We start from the raw sequence: 16,796 nt of genomic DNA, 5'->3' as shown, positions 1-16,796 counted from the left end.
CGGCGGTGGGGGCCCCTCCCGCGCGAGCGAAGCCGAGCGTGGGGGAGCCGTGCCGGGCGTCGCGAGCCGGTGAACCTTTCCGGCCACAGCACTGGGGGGCGTCCGACACATGCCCGCGGCGAGCGTGCGTGCCCGACGCCGCTCCTGCTCCCGCGCTCATGAGTCAGACACCCCCTAGGCCGTCCCGCTCCCGGATGTCGGGGTGCGCTCGCGCTGTCTGGCCCAGAACCACCGCTGGGCGAGCAGCGTGAGCGTGCCGGCGATGACGATGCCGAGCAGGTTCAGCAGCAGCTGCTCCGACGAACGCACGGTCTGGTGCCCGTCGCCGTAGATCAGGGCCACGGCCGCGTTGGCGGCGGCCGGCACGGTCGTCACGGAGATGGCGACGCCGACCAGGGCACCGGACTTGGCGGACGTCAGCGACAGCGTCCCGGCGGCCCCCGCGAGCACGGCCACCACGAACGAGAACCAGTCCGGGGCGTAGATGAACCCGGTGTTGGGCCGGTCTGCCTCCAACTGCGCCTTGCTGAACAGGCCCACCGCGTCCATGAAGACGCTGAACGCCGAGGTCAGCAGCATGGCCGCCGCGAAGCCCACCAGCAGCGCGATCAACGAGCGCAGCGCCAGCCGCGGCGCCCGCCGCACCACCGCGGTGCAGATCCCGGCCAGCGGACCGAACTCCGGCCCCACCGCCATCGCGCCCACGATCAGGATCGCGTTGTCGAGCACCACGCCGCAGGCCGCGATCATCGTGGCCAGGGTTATGAAGGCGACGTAGGTCACCGACAGCGTCGACTCCTCGTGCGTCGCCTCGACCAGGTGCTCCCACAGCACCGCGTCCGCGCCCTCGCCGGGCGCCTCCTCCTCGGCCTTGTCGGCCCGCCGGGACAGGGACAGGTCGACGTTCTCGACGGCGATGGAACCGGTGCTGTCGATGTCCAGTCGCTGCAACTCCGTCAGCAGTGCGTCGCCCGCCTCCCGGGCCACGTCGCACATCACGATGTCCCCGGCGGGATCGCGGGCGACGCCCGGGAGCACGGCGAGGTGCGTGGTGCCGACCGTCTTCTCGATCAGGCGCACCACCTCGTCCGTCCTGTCGGCCGGTGTGATCAGACGCAGATGCAGCATGCCCGCAGGGTAGCGCTCAGAGTTTCCGCAGCCTCAGACGCTGCACCTTGTGGTCCGGGCCCTTGCGGAGGATGAGGGTGGCGCGGCCGCGGGTGGGCGCGATGTTCTCCACCAGGTTGGGCCTGTTGATGGTCCGCCACAGGGTCCGCGCGTAGTCGAGGGCCTCCTCCTCGGACACCTGGGTGTACGTGCGGAAGTAGGAGGAGGGGTTCTGGAAGGCGGTCCGGCGCAGCTTCTTGAACCGGCTGAGGTACCAGCGTTCGATGTCCTCGCCGCTCGCGTCGACGTACACGCTGAAGTCGAAGTAGTCGGCCAGGCCGACCCGGGTGCGGCCGTCCTTGCCGGGCAGCGCGGGCTGGAGGACGTTGAGCCCCTCGACGATCAGGATGTCGGGCCGCCGGACGGTGAGCCGCCGGTCGGGCACGATGTCGTAGATGAGGTGGGAGTAGACGGGCGCCGTCACCTCGTCCTTGCCCGCCTTGATGTCGGCGACGAAACGGGTGAGCGCCCGGCGGTCGTACGACTCCGGGAAGCCCTTGCGCGACATCAGGCCGCGCGCCTGGAGTTCCCTGGTGGGCAGCAGGAACCCGTCCGTCGTGACCAGTTCGACGCGCGGATGCTCGGGCCAGCGGGACAGCAGCGCCTGGAGCAGACGGGCGACGGTGGACTTGCCGACGGCGACCGAACCCGCGACGCCTATCACGAAGGGCGTGCCCGACTGGGAGCCCTGCTCGCCGAGGAACGTGTTGAGCGCCCCCCTCAGTCCGTCCGTGGCGCCGACGTAGAGGTTGAGCAGCCGGGACAGCGGGAGGTAGATGTCCCGTACCTCGTCGAGGTCGATGACGTCACCGAGACCGCGCAGTTTCTCGACCTCCTCGGCGGTGAGCGGCAGCGGCGTCTTGTCGCGCAGCGCGCTCCACTCGGCTCGGGTGAGGTCGACGTAGGGAGTCGCCTCCGGCCTGTGCCGGTGGGCGCTCCGGGGCATCGGGGAGACCGGAGAGATCACATTCCATTGTGAACGGAGTTTGAACGGCGCGGTGGGTGGGGTGGGTCACGCCCAGCCGGGGCTCCGGTGCGGCACTTGGCTGTGATCAGTCCTGCGGGGGTGGTAAATGCCCTGAGTATTTCCGATTTCGGGCACGCGGAGACAGTTTTCGACCGGCTTCGGATCGTAGGCTGCGGCGCATGTGCGGAATCGTGGGATACGTGGGGTCGCAGTCGGCGCTCGAGGTCGTGATGGCCGGGCTGAAACGGCTGGAGTACCGGGGATACGACTCGGCGGGCGTCGCCGTGCCGGCGGACGGCGGACTGGCCGCCGCCAAGAAGGCCGGGAAGCTGGTGAATCTGGAGAAGGAGCTGGTCGACCGGCCGCTCCCGACGGGGTCGACGGGCATCGGCCACACCCGCTGGGCCACCCACGGGGCCCCCACGGACGCCAACGCGCACCCGCACCTGGACAACGCCGGCCGGGTCGCCGTCGTCCACAACGGGATCATCGAGAACTTCGCGGCGCTGCGCGCGGAACTGGCGGAGCGGGGCCATGACCTGGCCTCGGAGACGGACACGGAGGTCGTCGCCCACCTGCTGGCCGAGGAGTTCTCGGTGACCGCCGATCTCGCGGAGGCGATGCGGCTGGTGTGCCGCCGTCTTCAGGGGGCGTTCACGCTGGTCGCGGTGCACGCGGACGAACCGGACGTGGTCGTGGGCGCGCGGCGGAACTCCCCGCTCGTGGTGGGCGTCGGAGAGGGTGAGGCCTTTCTCGCCTCGGACGTCGCCGCGTTCATCGCCCACACGCGGTCGGCGATCGAGCTGGGCCAGGACCAGGTGGTGGAGCTGCGCCGGGACGGTGTGACGGTGACCGGTTTCGACGGCCGTCCCGCGGACGTCCACTCGTACCACATCGACTGGGACGTGTCGGCCGCGGAAAAGGGGGGGTACGACTACTTCATGCTCAAGGAGATCGCCGAGCAGCCCAAGGCGGTCGCCGATACGCTCCTGGGCCGCATCGACGCGGCCGGCTCACTGACCCTGGACGAGGTCCGGATCAGCGCCTTCGAGCTGCGCGAGGTGGACAAGGTCGTCATCGTCGCCTGCGGTACGGCCTTCCACGCCGGCCTCATCGCCAAGTACGCCATCGAGCACTGGACGCGCCTCCCGTGCGAGGTGGAACTGGCCAGCGAGTTCCGCTACCGGGACCCGATCCTGGACGCGCAGACCCTGGTGATCGCGATCTCCCAGTCCGGCGAGACCATGGACACGCTGATGGCCCTCCGCCACGCCCGCGAGCAGGGTTCCAAGGTGCTGGCCATCTGCAACACCAACGGCTCGACGATCCCCCGGGAGTCGGACGCGGTGCTCTACACGCACGCCGGGCCGGAGGTCGCGGTCGCCTCGACCAAGGCGTTCCTGACCCAGCTGGTGGCGTGCTACCTGGTCGCGCTGTACCTGGGCCAGGTCCGGGGCACCAAGTGGGGCGACGAGATCGGGGCCGTCATCCGCGACCTGTCGCAGATCTCCGGAGCGGTCGAGCGGGTGCTCGAGACCATGGAGCCGGTACGGTCGCTCGCGCGCTCCCTGGCCGCCCAGGACACGGTGCTGTTCCTGGGCCGGCACGTGGGCTATCCGGTCGCCCTCGAAGGCGCCCTGAAGCTCAAGGAGCTCGCCTACATGCACGCCGAGGGCTTCGCGGCGGGCGAGCTCAAGCACGGCCCGATCGCGCTCATCGAGGACGACCTGCCGGTGGTCGTGGTGGTGCCCTCCCCGCGCGGCCGGTCCGTCCTGCACGACAAGATCGTCTCCAACATCCAGGAGATCCGGGCCAGGGGCGCCCGCACGATCGTGATCGCCGAGGAGGACGACGAGGCGGTGGTCCCGTACGCGGACCACCTGATCCGCATCCCGGCGACCCCGACGCTGCTGCAGCCCCTGGTGGCGACGGTGCCGCTCCAGGTGTTCGCCTGCGAACTGGCGACCGCCCGCGGCAACGAGGTCGACCAGCCCCGCAACCTCGCGAAGTCCGTGACGGTGGAGTAGCGCTCGCGCCCGCGGACTCGCCCGTCGCCCTAGGCTGCCGGGCATGACCATCATCGGTGTCGGTATCGACGTGGCCGAGATCGACCGGTTCCGGGCGTCTTTGGACCGTACCCCCGGGCTGGCCGACCGGCTCTTCGTCGCGAGCGAGTTGCTGTTGCCCAGCGGGGAGCGACGGGGCATCGCCTCGCTCGCCGTGCGTTTCGCGGCGAAGGAGGCGCTCGCCAAGGCCCTCGGCGCGCCGCCCGGGCTGCACTGGACGGACGCGGAGGTGTACGTCGAGGACAGCGGTCAGCCACGGCTGAGGGTGAAGGGCACGGTGGCGGCCAGGGCGGCCGAACTCGGGGTGCGGTCCTGGCATGTGTCGCTCAGTCACGACGCGGGAGTCGCGTCGGCGGTGGTGATCGCGGAAGGGTGAGCGCACCCGGGTCGGGGGTGCGGGTCCGGCCGGATCCGGGGCAGACTCGACCGCATGCGTACCGCGTACAGCGTAGAGACGGTAAGGACAGCCGAGCGCGCGCTCATGGCACGGCTCCCCGACGGTGCCCTCATGCAGCGGGCCGCCGCCGGACTGGCCGCCGCCTGTGCGGACTTGCTGGGGCGGGTGTACGGGCGCCGGGTCGTGCTCCTCGTCGGCAGCGGGGACAACGGCGGGGACGCCCTGTACGCCGGCGCCCGGCTCGCCCGGCGCGGCGCCGGGGTCGCGGCCGTGCTGCTCAGCCCCGACCGCGCCCACCCGGGCGGCCTGGCGGCCCTGCGCCGCGCGGGCGGCACCGTCGCCCGCCCCGGCGGCACGGCCGAGGACCTCGTCGCCCGCGCCGACCTCGTCGTCGACGGCATCGTCGGGATCGGCGGCAAGGGCGGCCTGCGCCCCGACGCCGAGGCACTCGCCCGGGCCGCCCGCGCCTCCCGCGCCGCCGTCGTCGCCGTGGACCTGCCGAGCGGGGTCGAGGCGGACACCGGCGAGGTGCGCGGGGCCGCGGTCCGCGCCGACCTGACCGTGACCTTCGGGACGCACAAGCCGGGCCTGCTGATCGATCCCGCCCGTGAGTACGCCGGGACCGTCCGCCTCGTCGACATCGGGCTGGAGCTGCCCCCCGAGGCCGAACTCGAGGCCCTGCAGCACGCCGACGTGGCCCGCCTGCTCCCCCTGCCCGCCGCCGAGAGCGACAAGTACCGGCGGGGTGTCGTCGGCGTCGCGGCCGGGTCGGCGCGCTATCCGGGCGCGGCCGTCCTCGCGGTGTCGGGCGCCCTGCGCGGCGGGGCGGGCGCCGTGCGGTACGTCGGGCCCGCCGGGGACGCCGTGATCGCCCGCTTCCCCGAGACCCTCGTCTCCGACCGGGGCCCGCGCGAGGCGGGGCGGGTGCAGGCCTGGGTGGTCGGGCCCGGCGCCGGGGACGACGCCGCCACCGTCGCCGAGGTGGTGGAGACGGACGTGCCGGTGCTCATCGACGCGGACGGGCTGCGCCTCGCGGACCGCGACGCCGTCCGGGCCCGTACCGCACCGACCCTGATGACCCCGCACGCCGGTGAGGCCGCCGCGCTGCTCGGTGCGGCCCGCGAGGAGGTCGAGGCGGCGCGGCTGGAGGCCGTGCGGAAGCTGGCGCTGCGGTACGGGGCGACCGTGCTGCTGAAGGGGTCGACCACGCTGGTCGCGGACGCCGGGGGCGGGGCGGTACGGGTGAACGCCACGGGCACGCCGTGGCTGGCCACGGCCGGGAGCGGGGACGTCCTGTCGGGGCTGGCCGGCTCGCTGCTGGCGTCGGGACTCCCGGCGCTGGACGCGGGGAGCGCGGCGGCGTATCTGCACGGCCTCGCCGGGCGGTACGCGGCGGACGGGGCGCCGGCGGGGGCGCACGACGTGGCTGCCGCCGTTCCCGCGGCCTGGCGGGACGTGTGCGGCTGACGTACGCGGCCGGCGTACGCGTCTGACGCCGGCGTCTGGGGTACGGGTCCCCGACGTACGGGTTCCCGGCGTACGCGTCTGACGTAGACGTCCGGGACAGGCGTCTGACGGACGCTTCCGGGCGCCCGCGGCCGGCTGCTCCTCGGGCACCGGGCGCGACACCGGCGACTCCACGGGCGCCGCCGGTGCCCCGGCCCCCGTCCGTGACCGGCGTACGTACGGGGCCGGCGTGCGCGGCCGGTCCACGCGCAGCGGCGTCTCCCGGCGCCGGTGTCCACCCCTCGGGTGACCTGCCCGCGCGGCTGCCGGGATTCGGCGGAACGGCCCGCTTCGCTGATCATGTGAAAAGTGGACATATTGCTTACCGGTTCATCGTCATGCTTCTGGCCGCCGCCACCGTCCTCCCCACGGCCGGGACCGCCCGGGCCGCCGCCCCGGCGTCCCCGCCGCCCGCCGCGGGCGCCATGACCGAACTGGTGCCCGGGGTCGCCCCCGGCCCGCAGCAGCCCTGGCAGATCGACACACCCGACCAGATGCTGCCGCCGAGGGTGTACGCGCCGAGCCCCGAGGAGGACGCCGTCGAGCCGCGGAAGGCGGCACCGGGGACGTACGACCTGATCGAGTACGTGCCGCTCGGTGACGCCGTCGCCAAGGTGTCGTGCAGCAAGCAGGCCGGGCCCTATCAGCGGCAGGTCGAGCGGTGGCTGAAGCGGAAGGTGGACGGGAAGCAGTCCGCGGCCGATTGCAGGGCCATCCGGGACTTCCAGAAGAAGCACGGGATCAAGCCCGCGATCGGATTCGCCGGCCCCGTCACCTGGGCGCAGATGATGCTCATCTCGGCCAGGAAGAACCCGAACGCGGCGAAGAAGTGCCCGGTGCGGACCTACCGGGTCGCCTGCGTGGACCTCGACCGGCAGGTCACCTGGGTGCAGAAGGGCAAGAAGGTGGTGTTCGGGCCGGTGCCGATGCGCAGCGGCCGCAAGGGGTACGCCACCCGGGCCGGGTGGCACACCGTGTACTGGCGGCACAAGAACCACTGGTCGACGCTGTACAACCAAGCCATGCCGTACGCCCAGTTCTTCGACGGCGGCCAGGCCTTCCACGCCGTCTACGGCAGCATCTACACCACCGTCGGCTCCTGGGGCTGCGTGAACCTCAGGCTGGCCGACGCGCGCAAGCTGTGGGGCGTGTTGAAGAAAGGCGACCGGGTATTCGTCTGGGGCCGCAGGCCCGGCTCCTAGGCCGTGCGAGGGCCTGCGCCCGGAGGCCGCCGGGGGCCTCTGAGACACTGGGGGCGCGATGACTGAAAGACCACCTGTGCCGACCGCGCCCCTGCGCGCCCGTGCCGAGATCGACCTGGCCGCCCTGCGGGCCAACGTGCGGACCCTGCGCGCCCGTGCGCCCCGGTCGGCCCTGATGGCCGTGGTGAAGTCCGACGGCTACGGACACGGAGCGGTGCCCTGTGCCCGCGCGGCCGTCGAGGCGGGCGCGAGCTGGCTCGGCACCGCCACTCCCGAGGAGGCGTTCGCGCTGCGCGCGGCCGGGCTGACGGGGCCGATCCTGTGCTGGCTGTGGACCCCGGGCGGGCCGTGGCGGGAGGCGGTCGAGGCCGGCGTCGACGTGTCGGTCAGCGGTATGTGGGCGCTGCGGGAGGCGGTCGAGGCGGCCCGGCAGGCCGGGCGGCCCGCGCGCGTGCAGCTCAAGGCCGACACCGGGCTCGGCCGGGCCGGCTGCCAGCCGGGACCGGACTGGGCCGAACTCGTCGCCGAGGCCCTGCACGCGGAGCGCGAGGGGCTGGTGCGGATCACCGGGCTGTGGTCGCACTTCGCCTGCGCCGACGAGCCCGGCCACCCGTCGATCGACGCCCAGCTCGTCCGCTTCCGGGAGATGCTGGCGTACGCGGAGGGGCGGGGCGTGCGCCCCGAGGTCCGGCACATCGCCAACTCCCCTGCCACGCTCACCCTGCCCGAGGCCCACTTCGACCTCGTCCGGACGGGCATCGCCCTGTACGGGATCTCGCCGAGCCCGGAGATCGGCACCCCGGCGGACTTCGGGCTGCGTCCCGTGATGACCCTGTCGGCGTCGCTGGCCCTGGTGAAGCACGTACCGGGCGGGCACGGCGTCAGCTACGGGCACCACTACGTCACCCCGGGCGGGACGACCCTCGGCCTGGTGCCGGTCGGCTACGCGGACGGCATCCCCCGGCACGCCTCCGGCACCGGCCCTGTTCTGGTCGGCGGCAAGTGGCGTACGGTCGCCGGGCGGGTCGCGATGGACCAGTTCGTGGTCGACCTCGGCGGGGACGAGCCCGCGCCCGGGGAGCGGGCCGTGCTGTTCGGCCCCGGTGACCGCGGCGAGCCCACGGCCGAGGACTGGGCGCAGGCGTCCGGCACGATCGCGTACGAGATCGTCACGCGCATCGGAACGCGCGTTCCCCGCGTCTATGTGAACGGGGAACAGGACCGGCAGCACGGGTGACCGGCACCCGCGCGGAGGGAACTCGCCGGGGTGTGGCCCGGGGGACACCTGTGACGACAGCAGCAGTCGTGATGAGGAGCGGTACGTGAGCGAGAGCAGTGCGGAGGTCGTCGCGGACGTGGCGGACGTCGCCGCCGCGGCCGTCGCCGCCTCCGCCGCGGGGGCGGCCGGGAGCTGGCGCAGGGCGACCGGCCTCGCCGGTGCCGCGATAGGCGTCCTCGCCGCGGGCGCGGCGGCCGGTGTCGCCATCGAACGGATGACCGTCGGCCGGGGCATGCGCAGGAGGGCCCGGCTGGCGCTGGACTCGGCGGGTCCGTACGGCGCCCTGCGCGGCACCCCGGGCAAGGCGCGCGCCGACGACGGCACCGAGTTGTACTACGAGGTCGACGACGTCGAGCCCGACGCCGGCGGCCCGAACCTCTCCCCGCGCCGGCGCCGGCTCTTCGGCCGCAAGGCGCCCGCCCCGGTCACGGTCGTGTTCAGCCACGGCTACTGCCTCAGCCAGGACTCCTGGCACTTCCAGCGCGCCGCCCTGCGCGGTGTCGTCCGCACCGTGCACTGGGACCAGCGCAGCCACGGGCGGTCCGCGCGGGGTGTCGCCCAGATCCAGGACGGGGTGCCGCTCACCATCGACCAGCTGGGACGCGACCTGAAGGCCGTCATCGACGCGGCCGTGCCCGAGGGCCCGATCGTGCTGGTCGGGCACTCGATGGGCGGGATGACGGTGATGGCCCTGGCCGCGCAGTACCCGGAGCTGATCCGGGACCGGGTGGTCGCCACCGCCTTCGTCGGTACGTCGTCCGGGCGGCTCGGCGAGGTCAACTTCGGGCTGCCCGTCGCCGGTGTCAACGCGGTGCGCCGGGTGCTCCCCGGGGTGCTGAAGGCGCTGGGGCAGCAGGCGGCGCTGGTGGAGAAGGGGCGGCGGGCCACCGCCGACCTGTTCGCCGGGATCATCAAGCGGTACTCGTTCGCCGGGCGGGACGTCGACCCGGCGATCGCGCGGTTCGCGGAACGCATGATCGAGTCCACGCCGATCGACGTGGTCGCCGAGTTCTACCCGGCGTTCACCGACCACGACAAGGCCGAGGCCCTCGCCTGCTTCACCGACATGCCGGTCCTCGTGCTGGCCGGGGTCCAGGACCTCGTCACGCCCAGCGAGCACAGCGAGGCCATCGCCGACCTGCTGCCCGAGGCCGAACTGGTCCTCGTGCCGGACGCCGGGCACCTGGTCATGCTGGAGCACCCGGAAGTGGTGACCGACCGCCTCGCGGACCTGCTCACCCGCGCGGGTGCCGTGCCCGCAGGGGCTACGGTAAGTGGCTATGGAAGCACCAGCAGCACCGCACAACCCCGCTGAGACCCAGCTGACCGTCACCTCCCCGGAACAGATGCGGGAGCTCGGCCGCCGCCTGGCCAAGCTGCTGCGCGCGGGCGATCTGGTGATGCTCACCGGTGAGCTCGGCGCGGGCAAGACGACGCTCACCCGCGGGCTGGGCGAGGGGCTCGGCGTGCGCGGAGCGGTGACCTCGCCGACCTTCGTGATCGCCCGCGTGCATCCGCCGCTGGGTGACGGTCCGCCGCTCGTCCACGTCGACGCCTACCGGCTGTCCGGGGGGCTGGACGAGATGGAGGACCTCGACCTGGACGTGTCGCTGCCCGACTCGGTGGTCGTCGTGGAGTGGGGCGAGGGCAAGGTCGAGGAGCTGACCGAGGAACGGTTGCAGGTCGTCATCCACCGGGCCGTGGGGGACACCACGGACGAAGTACGGCAGGTGACCCTCACCGGTCTGGGCCGGCGGTGGGCGTCCGTGGACCTGGAGGCACTGGCGGCCTGAGGGCACCGACACTTTCCGACAAGCCGTCGGCAACATGTTGCGCCGGGCGTGGAAGCCGTGATGACATGGTGTCCAGTCCGTAGTTAGGTCTGCCTAACTGCGCCCGCCCCCGCACCTCAGGAGGCGCCCCATGCCCGCTTCCCAGCCCGCGCTGCCGTGGCGGCCGCCCGTGTCCGCCGGGATCTCCATGCGTGACCTGCTGGCGTCCTGCGCGGCGGCCGAGACGATCTCGCGCCCGCCCCGGGCCCCCGAGCCGGAGCGACTGGAGCCGGCGGAACGCCACCGCGACGCGGCGTGAGCGCGGGGCCGGTGGCCGAGGAGGCCGGTGTCCGGTGACCGGGTGGGCGATGTCCCGGTCGGCTGCTCGCGCGATGGGGTGGCGTGTCGCTCGTACCTGCGCGCTCGCCCCGGAGTGGCTGGAGCCGGCGGAACGCCACCGTGACGCGGCGTGAGCGCGGGGTCCGCGGACGAGGAGAGCGGTGTCCGGTGAGCCCGCGGGCGATGTTCCGCCCGGTGCTCGTGCCGTGCGGCAGCCCGTCGGCCGGAGCTGCGAGTGCGCGCTCGCACCGTGCGGGCGGGGTGCCGTCGGGGCGCCTGGGACGGTTCGCCGCGGGCCGATCCGTCGATCCGGCCCTACCGGACCACCACGACCGGCACCCCGATCGTCGCGAACATCCACATCGCGTTCCCGTCCGCCCGTGTCTCCCTGATACCGCCGGTCCGCACGGCCGGGTCCGGGGCCTGGGACGCGTCCGGGGCGACCGCGGCGCTGAAGCCGATGGCGACGTCGTCCACGCTGGTGAAGCGCACGACGTGTTCGACGGGAACGCCGTCGGTGCCGGTGACCGCGTGCGAGCGGGACGTGACCACGTAGGCGCCCGGAGGCGGATCCACACTGCCCGGCCTCACCCGGAAGGTGCGCAGCACCCGGTTGCGCTCGCTGACCAGCCACACCCGGTCGTCGTCCACCGAGTACACGACGCGTTCACCCGATCCGGAGAAGCCGGGCAGTGCCGTGGGGTTGCTCCGGTCGCGGGGCGCCTTGACCGGAGGTGACGCGCTCGCCCGGACCCTGTCGCCGAGACCGGCCGGGACCGTGGCGGAGGCCTGGTAGGTGAGGAAGCCGACCGCCCCGACGGCCGCCGCGGTGAGCCCGGCGACGATTCCCGCGCTGGTCCGTGCCACCTTCCGCCACCTCTGTCTCGCGTTATTTGTCGTACTTCGTACATAACTCTGTGCAGACGGTAGCAGTCGGTGACCACCTGACCGGGACGGCCGCCGCGCACGCGCTGGAGCCGTAGGCTGTTCGCGTGCTCTTGCTCGCTCTGGATACCGCCACCCCCGCCGTCACCGTCGCGCTGCACGACGGCACGGACGTCCTCGTCTCCTCCAGCCAGGTGGACGCGCGCCGGCACGGCGAGCTGCTGCTCCCGGCCGTCGACCGCGTGTTCGCCGAGGCCGGGCTGAAGCTCGACGCCGTCACCGGGATCGTCGTAGGCATCGGACCCGGCCCCTACACCGGGCTGCGGGTCGGCCTGATGACCGCCGACACGTTCGGGCTCGCGCTCGGCGTGCCCGTGCACGGCCTGTGCACGCTCGACGCCCTCGCCTACGCGACCGACATCGAGAAGGGCCCCTTCGTCGTGGCGACCGACGCCCGCCGCAAGGAGGTCTACTGGGCGACGTACGCCGACTCCCGCACCCGGCTCACCGACCCCGCCGTCGACCGGCCCGCCGACATCGCCGAGCGGGTGGCGGGCCTCCCGGCCGTCGGCGCGGGCGCCCTGCTCTACCCCGACACCTTCCCGCAGGCGCACGAACCCGAGCACGTCTCCGCCGCCGCCCTCGCCTCGCTGGCCGCCGAGAAGCTGGCCGCCGGGGAGGAGTTCCCGGCCGCCCGGCCGATGTACCTGCGCCGCCCCGACGCCCAGGTCCCCAAGAACTACAAGGTGGTCACCCCCAAGTGACCGAGCCCGCAACCACCCGACTGCGCGAGATGCGCTGGTGGGACATCGATCCCGTGCTGGAGCTGGAGAAGGACCTCTTCCCCGAGGACGCCTGGTCGCGGGGCATGTTCTGGTCCGAGCTGGCCCACTCCCGGGGCTCCGAGGCGACCCGGCGGTACGTCGTGGCCGAGGCGGGCGGCCGGATCGTCGGCTACGCGGGCCTGGCCGCCCAGGGAGCGGCGTCCGACAGCGGCTTCGCCGCGGTGGCCGACATCCAGACCATCGCCGTCGCCCGCGACCTCCAGGGCACCGGTCTGGGCAGCCTGCTGCTGGCCGAGCTGCTGCGGGCCGCGACCGCCTTCGAGTGCTCCGAAGTGATGCTGGAGTGCCGCGTGGACAACATCCGCGCGCAGAAGCTGTACGAGCGCTTCGGCTTCGCCCCCATCGGCTTCCGGCGCGGCTACTACCAGCCGGGGAACGTGGACGCCCTGGTGATGCGCCTCACCACGGAACCCGACGGCGGCCCCGCCGCGGGTCCCACCCCCGAACAAGGAACAGAGAGCACAGAGAGCAATGGCTGACGAACCCTTGGTCCTGGGGATCGAGACCTCCTGCGACGAGACCGGCGTCGGCATCGTCCGCGGCACCACCCTGCTGGCGGACGCCATCGCCTCCAGCGTCGACGAGCACGCCCGCTTCGGCGGGGTGGTGCCCGAGGTCGCCTCGAGGGCCCACCTGGAGGCGATGGTGCCCACCATCGACCGCGCCCTGAAGCAGGCCGGTGTCTCCGCCAGGGACCTGGACGGCGTCGCGGTGACCGCGGGTCCGGGGCTCGCGGGCGCCCTGCTGGTCGGCGTCTCGGCGGCGAAGGCGTACGCCTACGCCCTGGGCAAGCCCCTGTACGGCGTGAACCACCTCGCCTCCCACATCTGCGTGGACCAGCTGGAGCACGGCCCGCTCCCGGAGCCGACGATGGCACTGCTGGTCTCCGGCGGCCACTCGTCCCTGCTGCTGTCCTCGGACATCACCTCGGACGTGCGCCCGATGGGCTCGACCATCGACGACGCGGCGGGGGAGGCCTTCGACAAGATCGCCCGGGTGCTGGACCTGGGCTTCCCCGGCGGCCCGGTCATCGACCGCTACGCCAGGGAGGGCGACCCGGAGGCCATCGCCTTCCCGCGCGGCCTGACCGGCCCGCGGGACGCGGCGTACGACTTCTCCTTCTCCGGCCTGAAGACGGCCGTGGCCCGCTGGATCGAGGCCAGGCGGGCGGCGGGCGAGGAGGTCCCGGTCCGCGACGTGGCCGCCTCCTTCCAGGAGGCCGTGGTGGACGTGCTGACCCGCAAGGCCGTCCGGGCCTGCAAGGACGAGGGCGTCGACCATCTGATGATCGGTGGTGGTGTGGCCGCGAACTCCCGGCTGCGTGCCCTCGCCCAGGAACGCTGTGAGGCCGCCGGCATCCGGCTGCGCGTCCCGCGGCCCAAGCTGTGCACGGACAACGGCGCGATGGTGGCCGCCCTGGGCGCCGAGATGGTCGCCCGGAACCGGGCCGCCTCCGGCTGGGACCTGTCGGCGGACTCCTCCCTGCCGGTGACCGACCCGCACGTCCCCGGCCACGACCACGTGCACGAGGTCAGCAAGGAGAACCTGTACTCGTGACGGTCGCGCTGATGTGGGAGGCCCGGGCGGTGGCGGGACGCGGCGACGCACTGCTGGCCTGGGCCCGGGCGCAGCGGCTGCCGCGCCGGCCGCTGCGCCGGGAGATCCTGCGCGCCCCGCAGGACCGCGTCCTCGTCATCACCTGGTGGAACGCGGAGTACGACGCCGAGCTGCCCGAACTGCCCGAGCCGGACGGCGAGCTGGTCGCGCGGGCGGTGCACCGGTGGCGGTTCGAGTCGGTGGGGGAGGACTGACAGCGGTCCCCGCGGGCCGCCGAGTGGTGCGCGCGCCTGTTCCTGCCCTATGATGATCACACGTGAACGGCCGGGAGATCCGGTACGGACACGATGCGTTGGTGGTCCAAGGAAAGACGCCCCGCTTCCTGCGGGGAAATGCAGGTGCAAGGCCTGCCCGGCGCTCCGTTCCGCCCCCGTCCCCGGTTCTTCCGGGGGCGGGGGCGTTGTCGTCAGCCGACTGCCGTCACGGCGGTCTCGCACCGCAGCATCCGGTCGGCGCCGGCCTCCCGTACCGGGCCCGTGAGGTTCAGCCGTGCCGTGTGCCGTACGTCCGCGCTGGACGCCGCAAGCCGTAGCTCCAGGGCGCCCGGCTCGACCACCCGGGTTCCGGAGAGCCCGGTGAAGGCCGACAGGTCCGTGTGGAAGCGGAAGGTGACCCGGGCCGCCTCCCCGGGCTCCAGTTCCACCCGCCGGTAGCCGATCAGACGGACGTCCGGGCGGGTCACCGAGGCCACCGGGTCGTGCAGGTACAGCTGCACGACCTCCGCGCCCGCGCGGTCACCCGTGTTGCGCACCGTGAGCGAGACGTCGTACGAACCGTCCGTGCCGATCTCCGGGTCCGTGCCCGCGAAGTCCTCCCAGGCGAACGTCGTGTACGAACGCCCGTGCCCGAAGGGGTACAGCGGCGTCGGGTCGAGGTTGCTGACCTCGTCCGCCAGGCCCAGCGGCGGCTGGAGGTAGGTCCACGGCTGGCCTCCGGGGACGTGCGGGACGCTCACCGGGAGGCGGCCCGAGGGGTTCACGCGTCCCGACAGCACCCCCGCCACCGCCGGGCCGCCCCCCTGCCCCGGGAAGAACGCCTGGACCACGGCGGCCGGCCGGCCCTGCCGGCGGCCGAGGGCGTACGGACGGCCGGTCAGCAGGACCAGCACCACGGGGACCCCGGTGGCGATCAGCGCGTCCAGCAGCTCGCCCTGCACGCCCGGCAGACGCAGGTCCGTCACGTCGCAGCCCTCGCCCGAGGTGCCCCGGCCGAACAGCCCGGCCAGGTCGCCGAGCACCGCCACGCACACGTCGGCCTCCGCCGTCCGGGCCACCGCCTCCTCGAAGCCGGAGGTGTCGGGGTCGGACACTCCGCAGCCCTCGGCGAACGTCACCTTGGCGTCGGGGAGTTCGCTGCGCAGCGCCTCCAGGACGGACGGGACGTCGATGCCCATCGGCACCTCGGGGTGGTGCGTGAGGACATGGGAGGGGAAGGAGTAGCAGCCGAGCATCGCCAGCGCGTCGTCCGCGCGCGGGCCGACCACCGCGATCCGGGTGCCGGGGGCCAGCGGCAGCAGGCCGTCGGGGTTGTCGAGCAGCACCACCGACTCCTCGGCCAGCCGGCGGGCCAGCGCCCGGTTCGCCGCCGAGTCCAGGTCGACCGGGCCGGCCGGCTCCGGCTGCCAGTCCTCGTCGAGCAGGCCCAGCTCGGACTTCTGCGTCAGCACCCGGCGGGCCGCCCGGTCCACCAGTGCCTCGGGGACGCTGCCCTCCCGCACCGCCGCCACCAGCGGATTCCCGTAGCACTTGAGCGTGGGCAGCTCCACGTCGATGCCCGCCCGGAGCGCCAGGTGCGCCGCCTCGGTCTCGGTACCGGCGACCCGGTGCAGGGTCCGCAGGAAGCCGATGCCGAAGTAGTCGGCGACCACCGTCCCGGTGAAGCCCCACTCCTCCCGCAGGAGCCCGGTCAGCAGGCGCGCGTCCGCCGACGCGGGGACGCCGTCCGTCTCGGTGTACGCCGCCATCACCGAGCGGGCCCCGCCCTCGCGCAGCGCCATCTCGAAGGGCGGCAGGGTGACGTCCGCGAGCTCCCGGATCCCCGCCCGCACGGGCGCCAGGTTCCGCGCGCCCGCCGAGGACGCGTACCCGGCGAAGTGCTTGAGCGTGGCGACGACCCCGGCCGACTCCAGGCCCCGCACATAGGCCGTGCCGACCGTGCCGACCAGGTACGGGTCCTCACCGATCGTCTCCTCCACCCGGCCCCAGCGCGGATCCCGTACGACGTCCAGGACGGGCGCGAGGCCCTGGTGGACGCCGACCGAGCGCATGTCGTGGCCGATGTGCCGGCCCAGCTCCTCGACGAGCGGCGGGTCGAAGGTCGCGCCCCAGGCCAGCGGCACCGGGTAAGCCGTCGCGCCCCAGGCCGTGAAGCCCGCCAGGCACTCCTCGTGGGCGACCGCCGGGATGCCGAAGCGGCCCGCGCCGGCGATCCGGCGCTGGGCACGGGCCAGGGCCCGCGCGCCCAGCGCCGGGTCCACGGGGGCCGTGCCGAAGGAGCGGGTCAGCTGGCCCAGGCCGAGGGTGATCAGCTCGTCCCAGTCGTAGTCGGAGGTCATCTCGTGCTGGAGCGGGGCGACGCCTTCACCGTCCGTGGCCGCGCCCACCCATACGCCGTACAGCTGGGCGACCTTCTCCTCCAGGGTCATCCTCGCGAGCAGGTCGTCGACGCGGGCGGCGGCGGGCAGGGCGGGATCGCGCCAAGGAGCGGTTGTCATGTGATTCTCTGCTCCCGAATGTTTCGGAATTTAGATCGAAT

At 73.4% G+C, this 16,796-nt stretch carries 16 protein-coding genes; 12 read left to right on the top strand and 4 right to left on the bottom strand.

Annotation, left to right across the window (positions count from 1 at the left end):
* Positions 1-174 precede the first annotated feature (174 nt).
* Together ABZX30_RS01505 and coaA are read right to left on the bottom strand one after the other, a co-directional pair.
* Positions 175-1,128: a DUF389 domain-containing protein gene (locus ABZX30_RS01505; RefSeq protein ID WP_355927350.1), complete on the bottom strand. Its 954-nt coding sequence runs from the start codon at positions 1,126-1,128 to the stop codon at positions 175-177.
* Between the two features lie 16 nt (positions 1,129-1,144).
* Positions 1,145-2,113 carry a type I pantothenate kinase gene (gene coaA, locus ABZX30_RS01500; protein ID WP_355927347.1) on the bottom strand — a complete coding sequence of 323 codons (969 nt, stop codon included), beginning with the start codon at positions 2,111-2,113 and terminating at the stop codon, positions 1,145-1,147.
* A 200-nt stretch (positions 2,114-2,313) separates the two neighbouring features.
* Here coaA and glmS point away from each other — a divergent pair, with 200 nt between their 5' ends.
* The 8 genes from glmS (at position 2,314) to ABZX30_RS01460 (ending at position 10,675) form a co-directional block, all read left to right on the top strand.
* Complete coding sequence (gene glmS, locus ABZX30_RS01495; RefSeq protein WP_355927344.1) at positions 2,314-4,161, top strand: glutamine--fructose-6-phosphate transaminase (isomerizing); 1,848 nt, start codon at positions 2,314-2,316, stop codon at positions 4,159-4,161.
* Between the two features lie 43 nt (positions 4,162-4,204).
* Entirely contained in the window at positions 4,205-4,576 is a 372-nt protein-coding gene (locus tag ABZX30_RS01490; RefSeq protein ID WP_355927341.1) for a holo-ACP synthase, read from the top strand.
* Positions 4,577-4,630: 54 nt separating this feature from the next.
* Positions 4,631-6,064: an NAD(P)H-hydrate dehydratase gene (locus tag ABZX30_RS01485; protein WP_355927339.1), complete on the top strand. Its 1,434-nt coding sequence runs from the start codon at positions 4,631-4,633 to the stop codon at positions 6,062-6,064.
* 377 nt (positions 6,065-6,441) lie between these two features.
* A complete protein-coding gene (locus ABZX30_RS01480; RefSeq protein WP_355927336.1) occupies positions 6,442-7,305 on the top strand; it encodes a L,D-transpeptidase family protein in 864 nt (287 codons plus the stop codon).
* 58 nt (positions 7,306-7,363) lie between these two features.
* Positions 7,364-8,542, top strand: coding sequence for an alanine racemase (alr, locus tag ABZX30_RS01475; protein WP_355927332.1), 1,179 nt, complete (start codon positions 7,364-7,366; stop codon positions 8,540-8,542).
* 85 nt (positions 8,543-8,627) lie between these two features.
* Positions 8,628-9,899 carry an alpha/beta hydrolase gene (locus ABZX30_RS01470; RefSeq protein ID WP_355927330.1) on the top strand — a complete coding sequence of 424 codons (1,272 nt, stop codon included), beginning with the start codon at positions 8,628-8,630 and terminating at the stop codon, positions 9,897-9,899.
* On the top strand, positions 9,865-10,377 hold the full coding sequence (gene tsaE / locus ABZX30_RS01465) for a tRNA (adenosine(37)-N6)-threonylcarbamoyltransferase complex ATPase subunit type 1 TsaE (protein ID WP_355927328.1): 513 nt from the start codon (positions 9,865-9,867) through the stop codon (positions 10,375-10,377). The genes ABZX30_RS01470 and tsaE overlap by 35 nt, the downstream gene beginning before the upstream one ends.
* Before the next feature lie 130 nt (positions 10,378-10,507).
* Complete coding sequence (locus ABZX30_RS01460) at positions 10,508-10,675, top strand: hypothetical protein (protein WP_355927325.1); 168 nt, start codon at positions 10,508-10,510, stop codon at positions 10,673-10,675.
* 335 nt (positions 10,676-11,010) lie between these two features.
* Here the strand turns inward: ABZX30_RS01460 and ABZX30_RS01455 are convergent, their stop codons facing one another.
* On the bottom strand, positions 11,011-11,562 hold the full coding sequence (locus ABZX30_RS01455) for a hypothetical protein (protein ID WP_355927323.1): 552 nt from the start codon (positions 11,560-11,562) through the stop codon (positions 11,011-11,013).
* Between the two features lie 125 nt (positions 11,563-11,687).
* On the opposite strand from ABZX30_RS01455, the gene tsaB reads away from it, so the two are divergent.
* Genes tsaB through ABZX30_RS01435 form a run of 4 tightly spaced genes read left to right on the top strand, consistent with a single transcriptional unit; the run spans position 11,688 to position 14,236 of the window.
* Complete coding sequence (gene tsaB / locus ABZX30_RS01450; RefSeq protein WP_355927321.1) at positions 11,688-12,344, top strand: tRNA (adenosine(37)-N6)-threonylcarbamoyltransferase complex dimerization subunit type 1 TsaB; 657 nt, start codon at positions 11,688-11,690, stop codon at positions 12,342-12,344.
* 29 nt (positions 12,345-12,373) lie between these two features.
* Entirely contained in the window at positions 12,374-12,904 is a 531-nt protein-coding gene (rimI, locus tag ABZX30_RS01445; RefSeq protein WP_355927385.1) for a ribosomal protein S18-alanine N-acetyltransferase, read from the top strand.
* Entirely contained in the window at positions 12,897-13,982 is a 1,086-nt protein-coding gene (gene tsaD, locus ABZX30_RS01440; RefSeq protein ID WP_355927320.1) for a tRNA (adenosine(37)-N6)-threonylcarbamoyltransferase complex transferase subunit TsaD, read from the top strand. Before rimI ends, tsaD begins: the two co-directional genes overlap by 8 nt.
* Positions 13,979-14,236 (top strand): hypothetical protein, encoded by a 258-nt coding sequence (locus tag ABZX30_RS01435; RefSeq protein ID WP_355927318.1) that lies wholly within the window; start codon positions 13,979-13,981, stop codon positions 14,234-14,236. Before tsaD ends, ABZX30_RS01435 begins: the two co-directional genes overlap by 4 nt.
* Positions 14,237-14,448: 212 nt before the next feature.
* On the opposite strand, the gene ABZX30_RS01430 is transcribed toward ABZX30_RS01435, so the two are convergent.
* Positions 14,449-16,755 (bottom strand): glycoside hydrolase family 3 N-terminal domain-containing protein, encoded by a 2,307-nt coding sequence (locus ABZX30_RS01430; protein ID WP_355927317.1) that lies wholly within the window; start codon positions 16,753-16,755, stop codon positions 14,449-14,451.
* Between the last annotated feature and the right edge of the window lie 41 nt (positions 16,756-16,796).

Origin of the sequence: Streptomyces sp. NPDC004542, from assembly GCF_040610035.1 — a bacterium.
Classification (GTDB): Bacteria; Actinomycetota; Actinomycetes; order Streptomycetales; family Streptomycetaceae; genus Streptomyces.
Note: the sequence above shows the minus strand (reverse complement) of the source record. Positions and strands in the feature narration are given on the sequence as shown.

Bases quoted from the DNA above. Each gene is read 5' to 3' on its own strand.
- ABZX30_RS01505 (WP_355927350.1), bottom strand. From the start codon at position 1,128: ATGCTGCATCTGCGTCTGATCACACCGGCCGACAGGACGGACGAGGTG.
- coaA (WP_355927347.1), bottom strand. From the start codon at position 2,113: ATGCCCCGGAGCGCCCACCGGCACAGGCCGGAGGCGACTCCCTACGTC.
- rimI (WP_355927385.1), top strand. From the start codon at position 12,374: ATGCGCTGGTGGGACATCGATCCCGTGCTGGAGCTGGAGAAGGACCTC.
- ABZX30_RS01430 (WP_355927317.1), bottom strand. From the start codon at position 16,755: ATGACAACCGCTCCTTGGCGCGATCCCGCCCTGCCCGCCGCCGCCCGC.
- glmS (WP_355927344.1), top strand. From the start codon at position 2,314: ATGTGCGGAATCGTGGGATACGTGGGGTCGCAGTCGGCGCTCGAGGTC.
- ABZX30_RS01490 (WP_355927341.1), top strand. From the start codon at position 4,205: ATGACCATCATCGGTGTCGGTATCGACGTGGCCGAGATCGACCGGTTC.
- alr (WP_355927332.1), top strand. From the start codon at position 7,364: ATGACTGAAAGACCACCTGTGCCGACCGCGCCCCTGCGCGCCCGTGCC.
- ABZX30_RS01480 (WP_355927336.1), top strand. From the start codon at position 6,442: ATGCTTCTGGCCGCCGCCACCGTCCTCCCCACGGCCGGGACCGCCCGG.
- ABZX30_RS01460 (WP_355927325.1), top strand. From the start codon at position 10,508: ATGCCCGCTTCCCAGCCCGCGCTGCCGTGGCGGCCGCCCGTGTCCGCC.
- tsaD (WP_355927320.1), top strand. From the start codon at position 12,897: ATGGCTGACGAACCCTTGGTCCTGGGGATCGAGACCTCCTGCGACGAG.
- ABZX30_RS01485 (WP_355927339.1), top strand. From the start codon at position 4,631: ATGCGTACCGCGTACAGCGTAGAGACGGTAAGGACAGCCGAGCGCGCG.
- tsaE (WP_355927328.1), top strand. From the start codon at position 9,865: ATGGAAGCACCAGCAGCACCGCACAACCCCGCTGAGACCCAGCTGACC.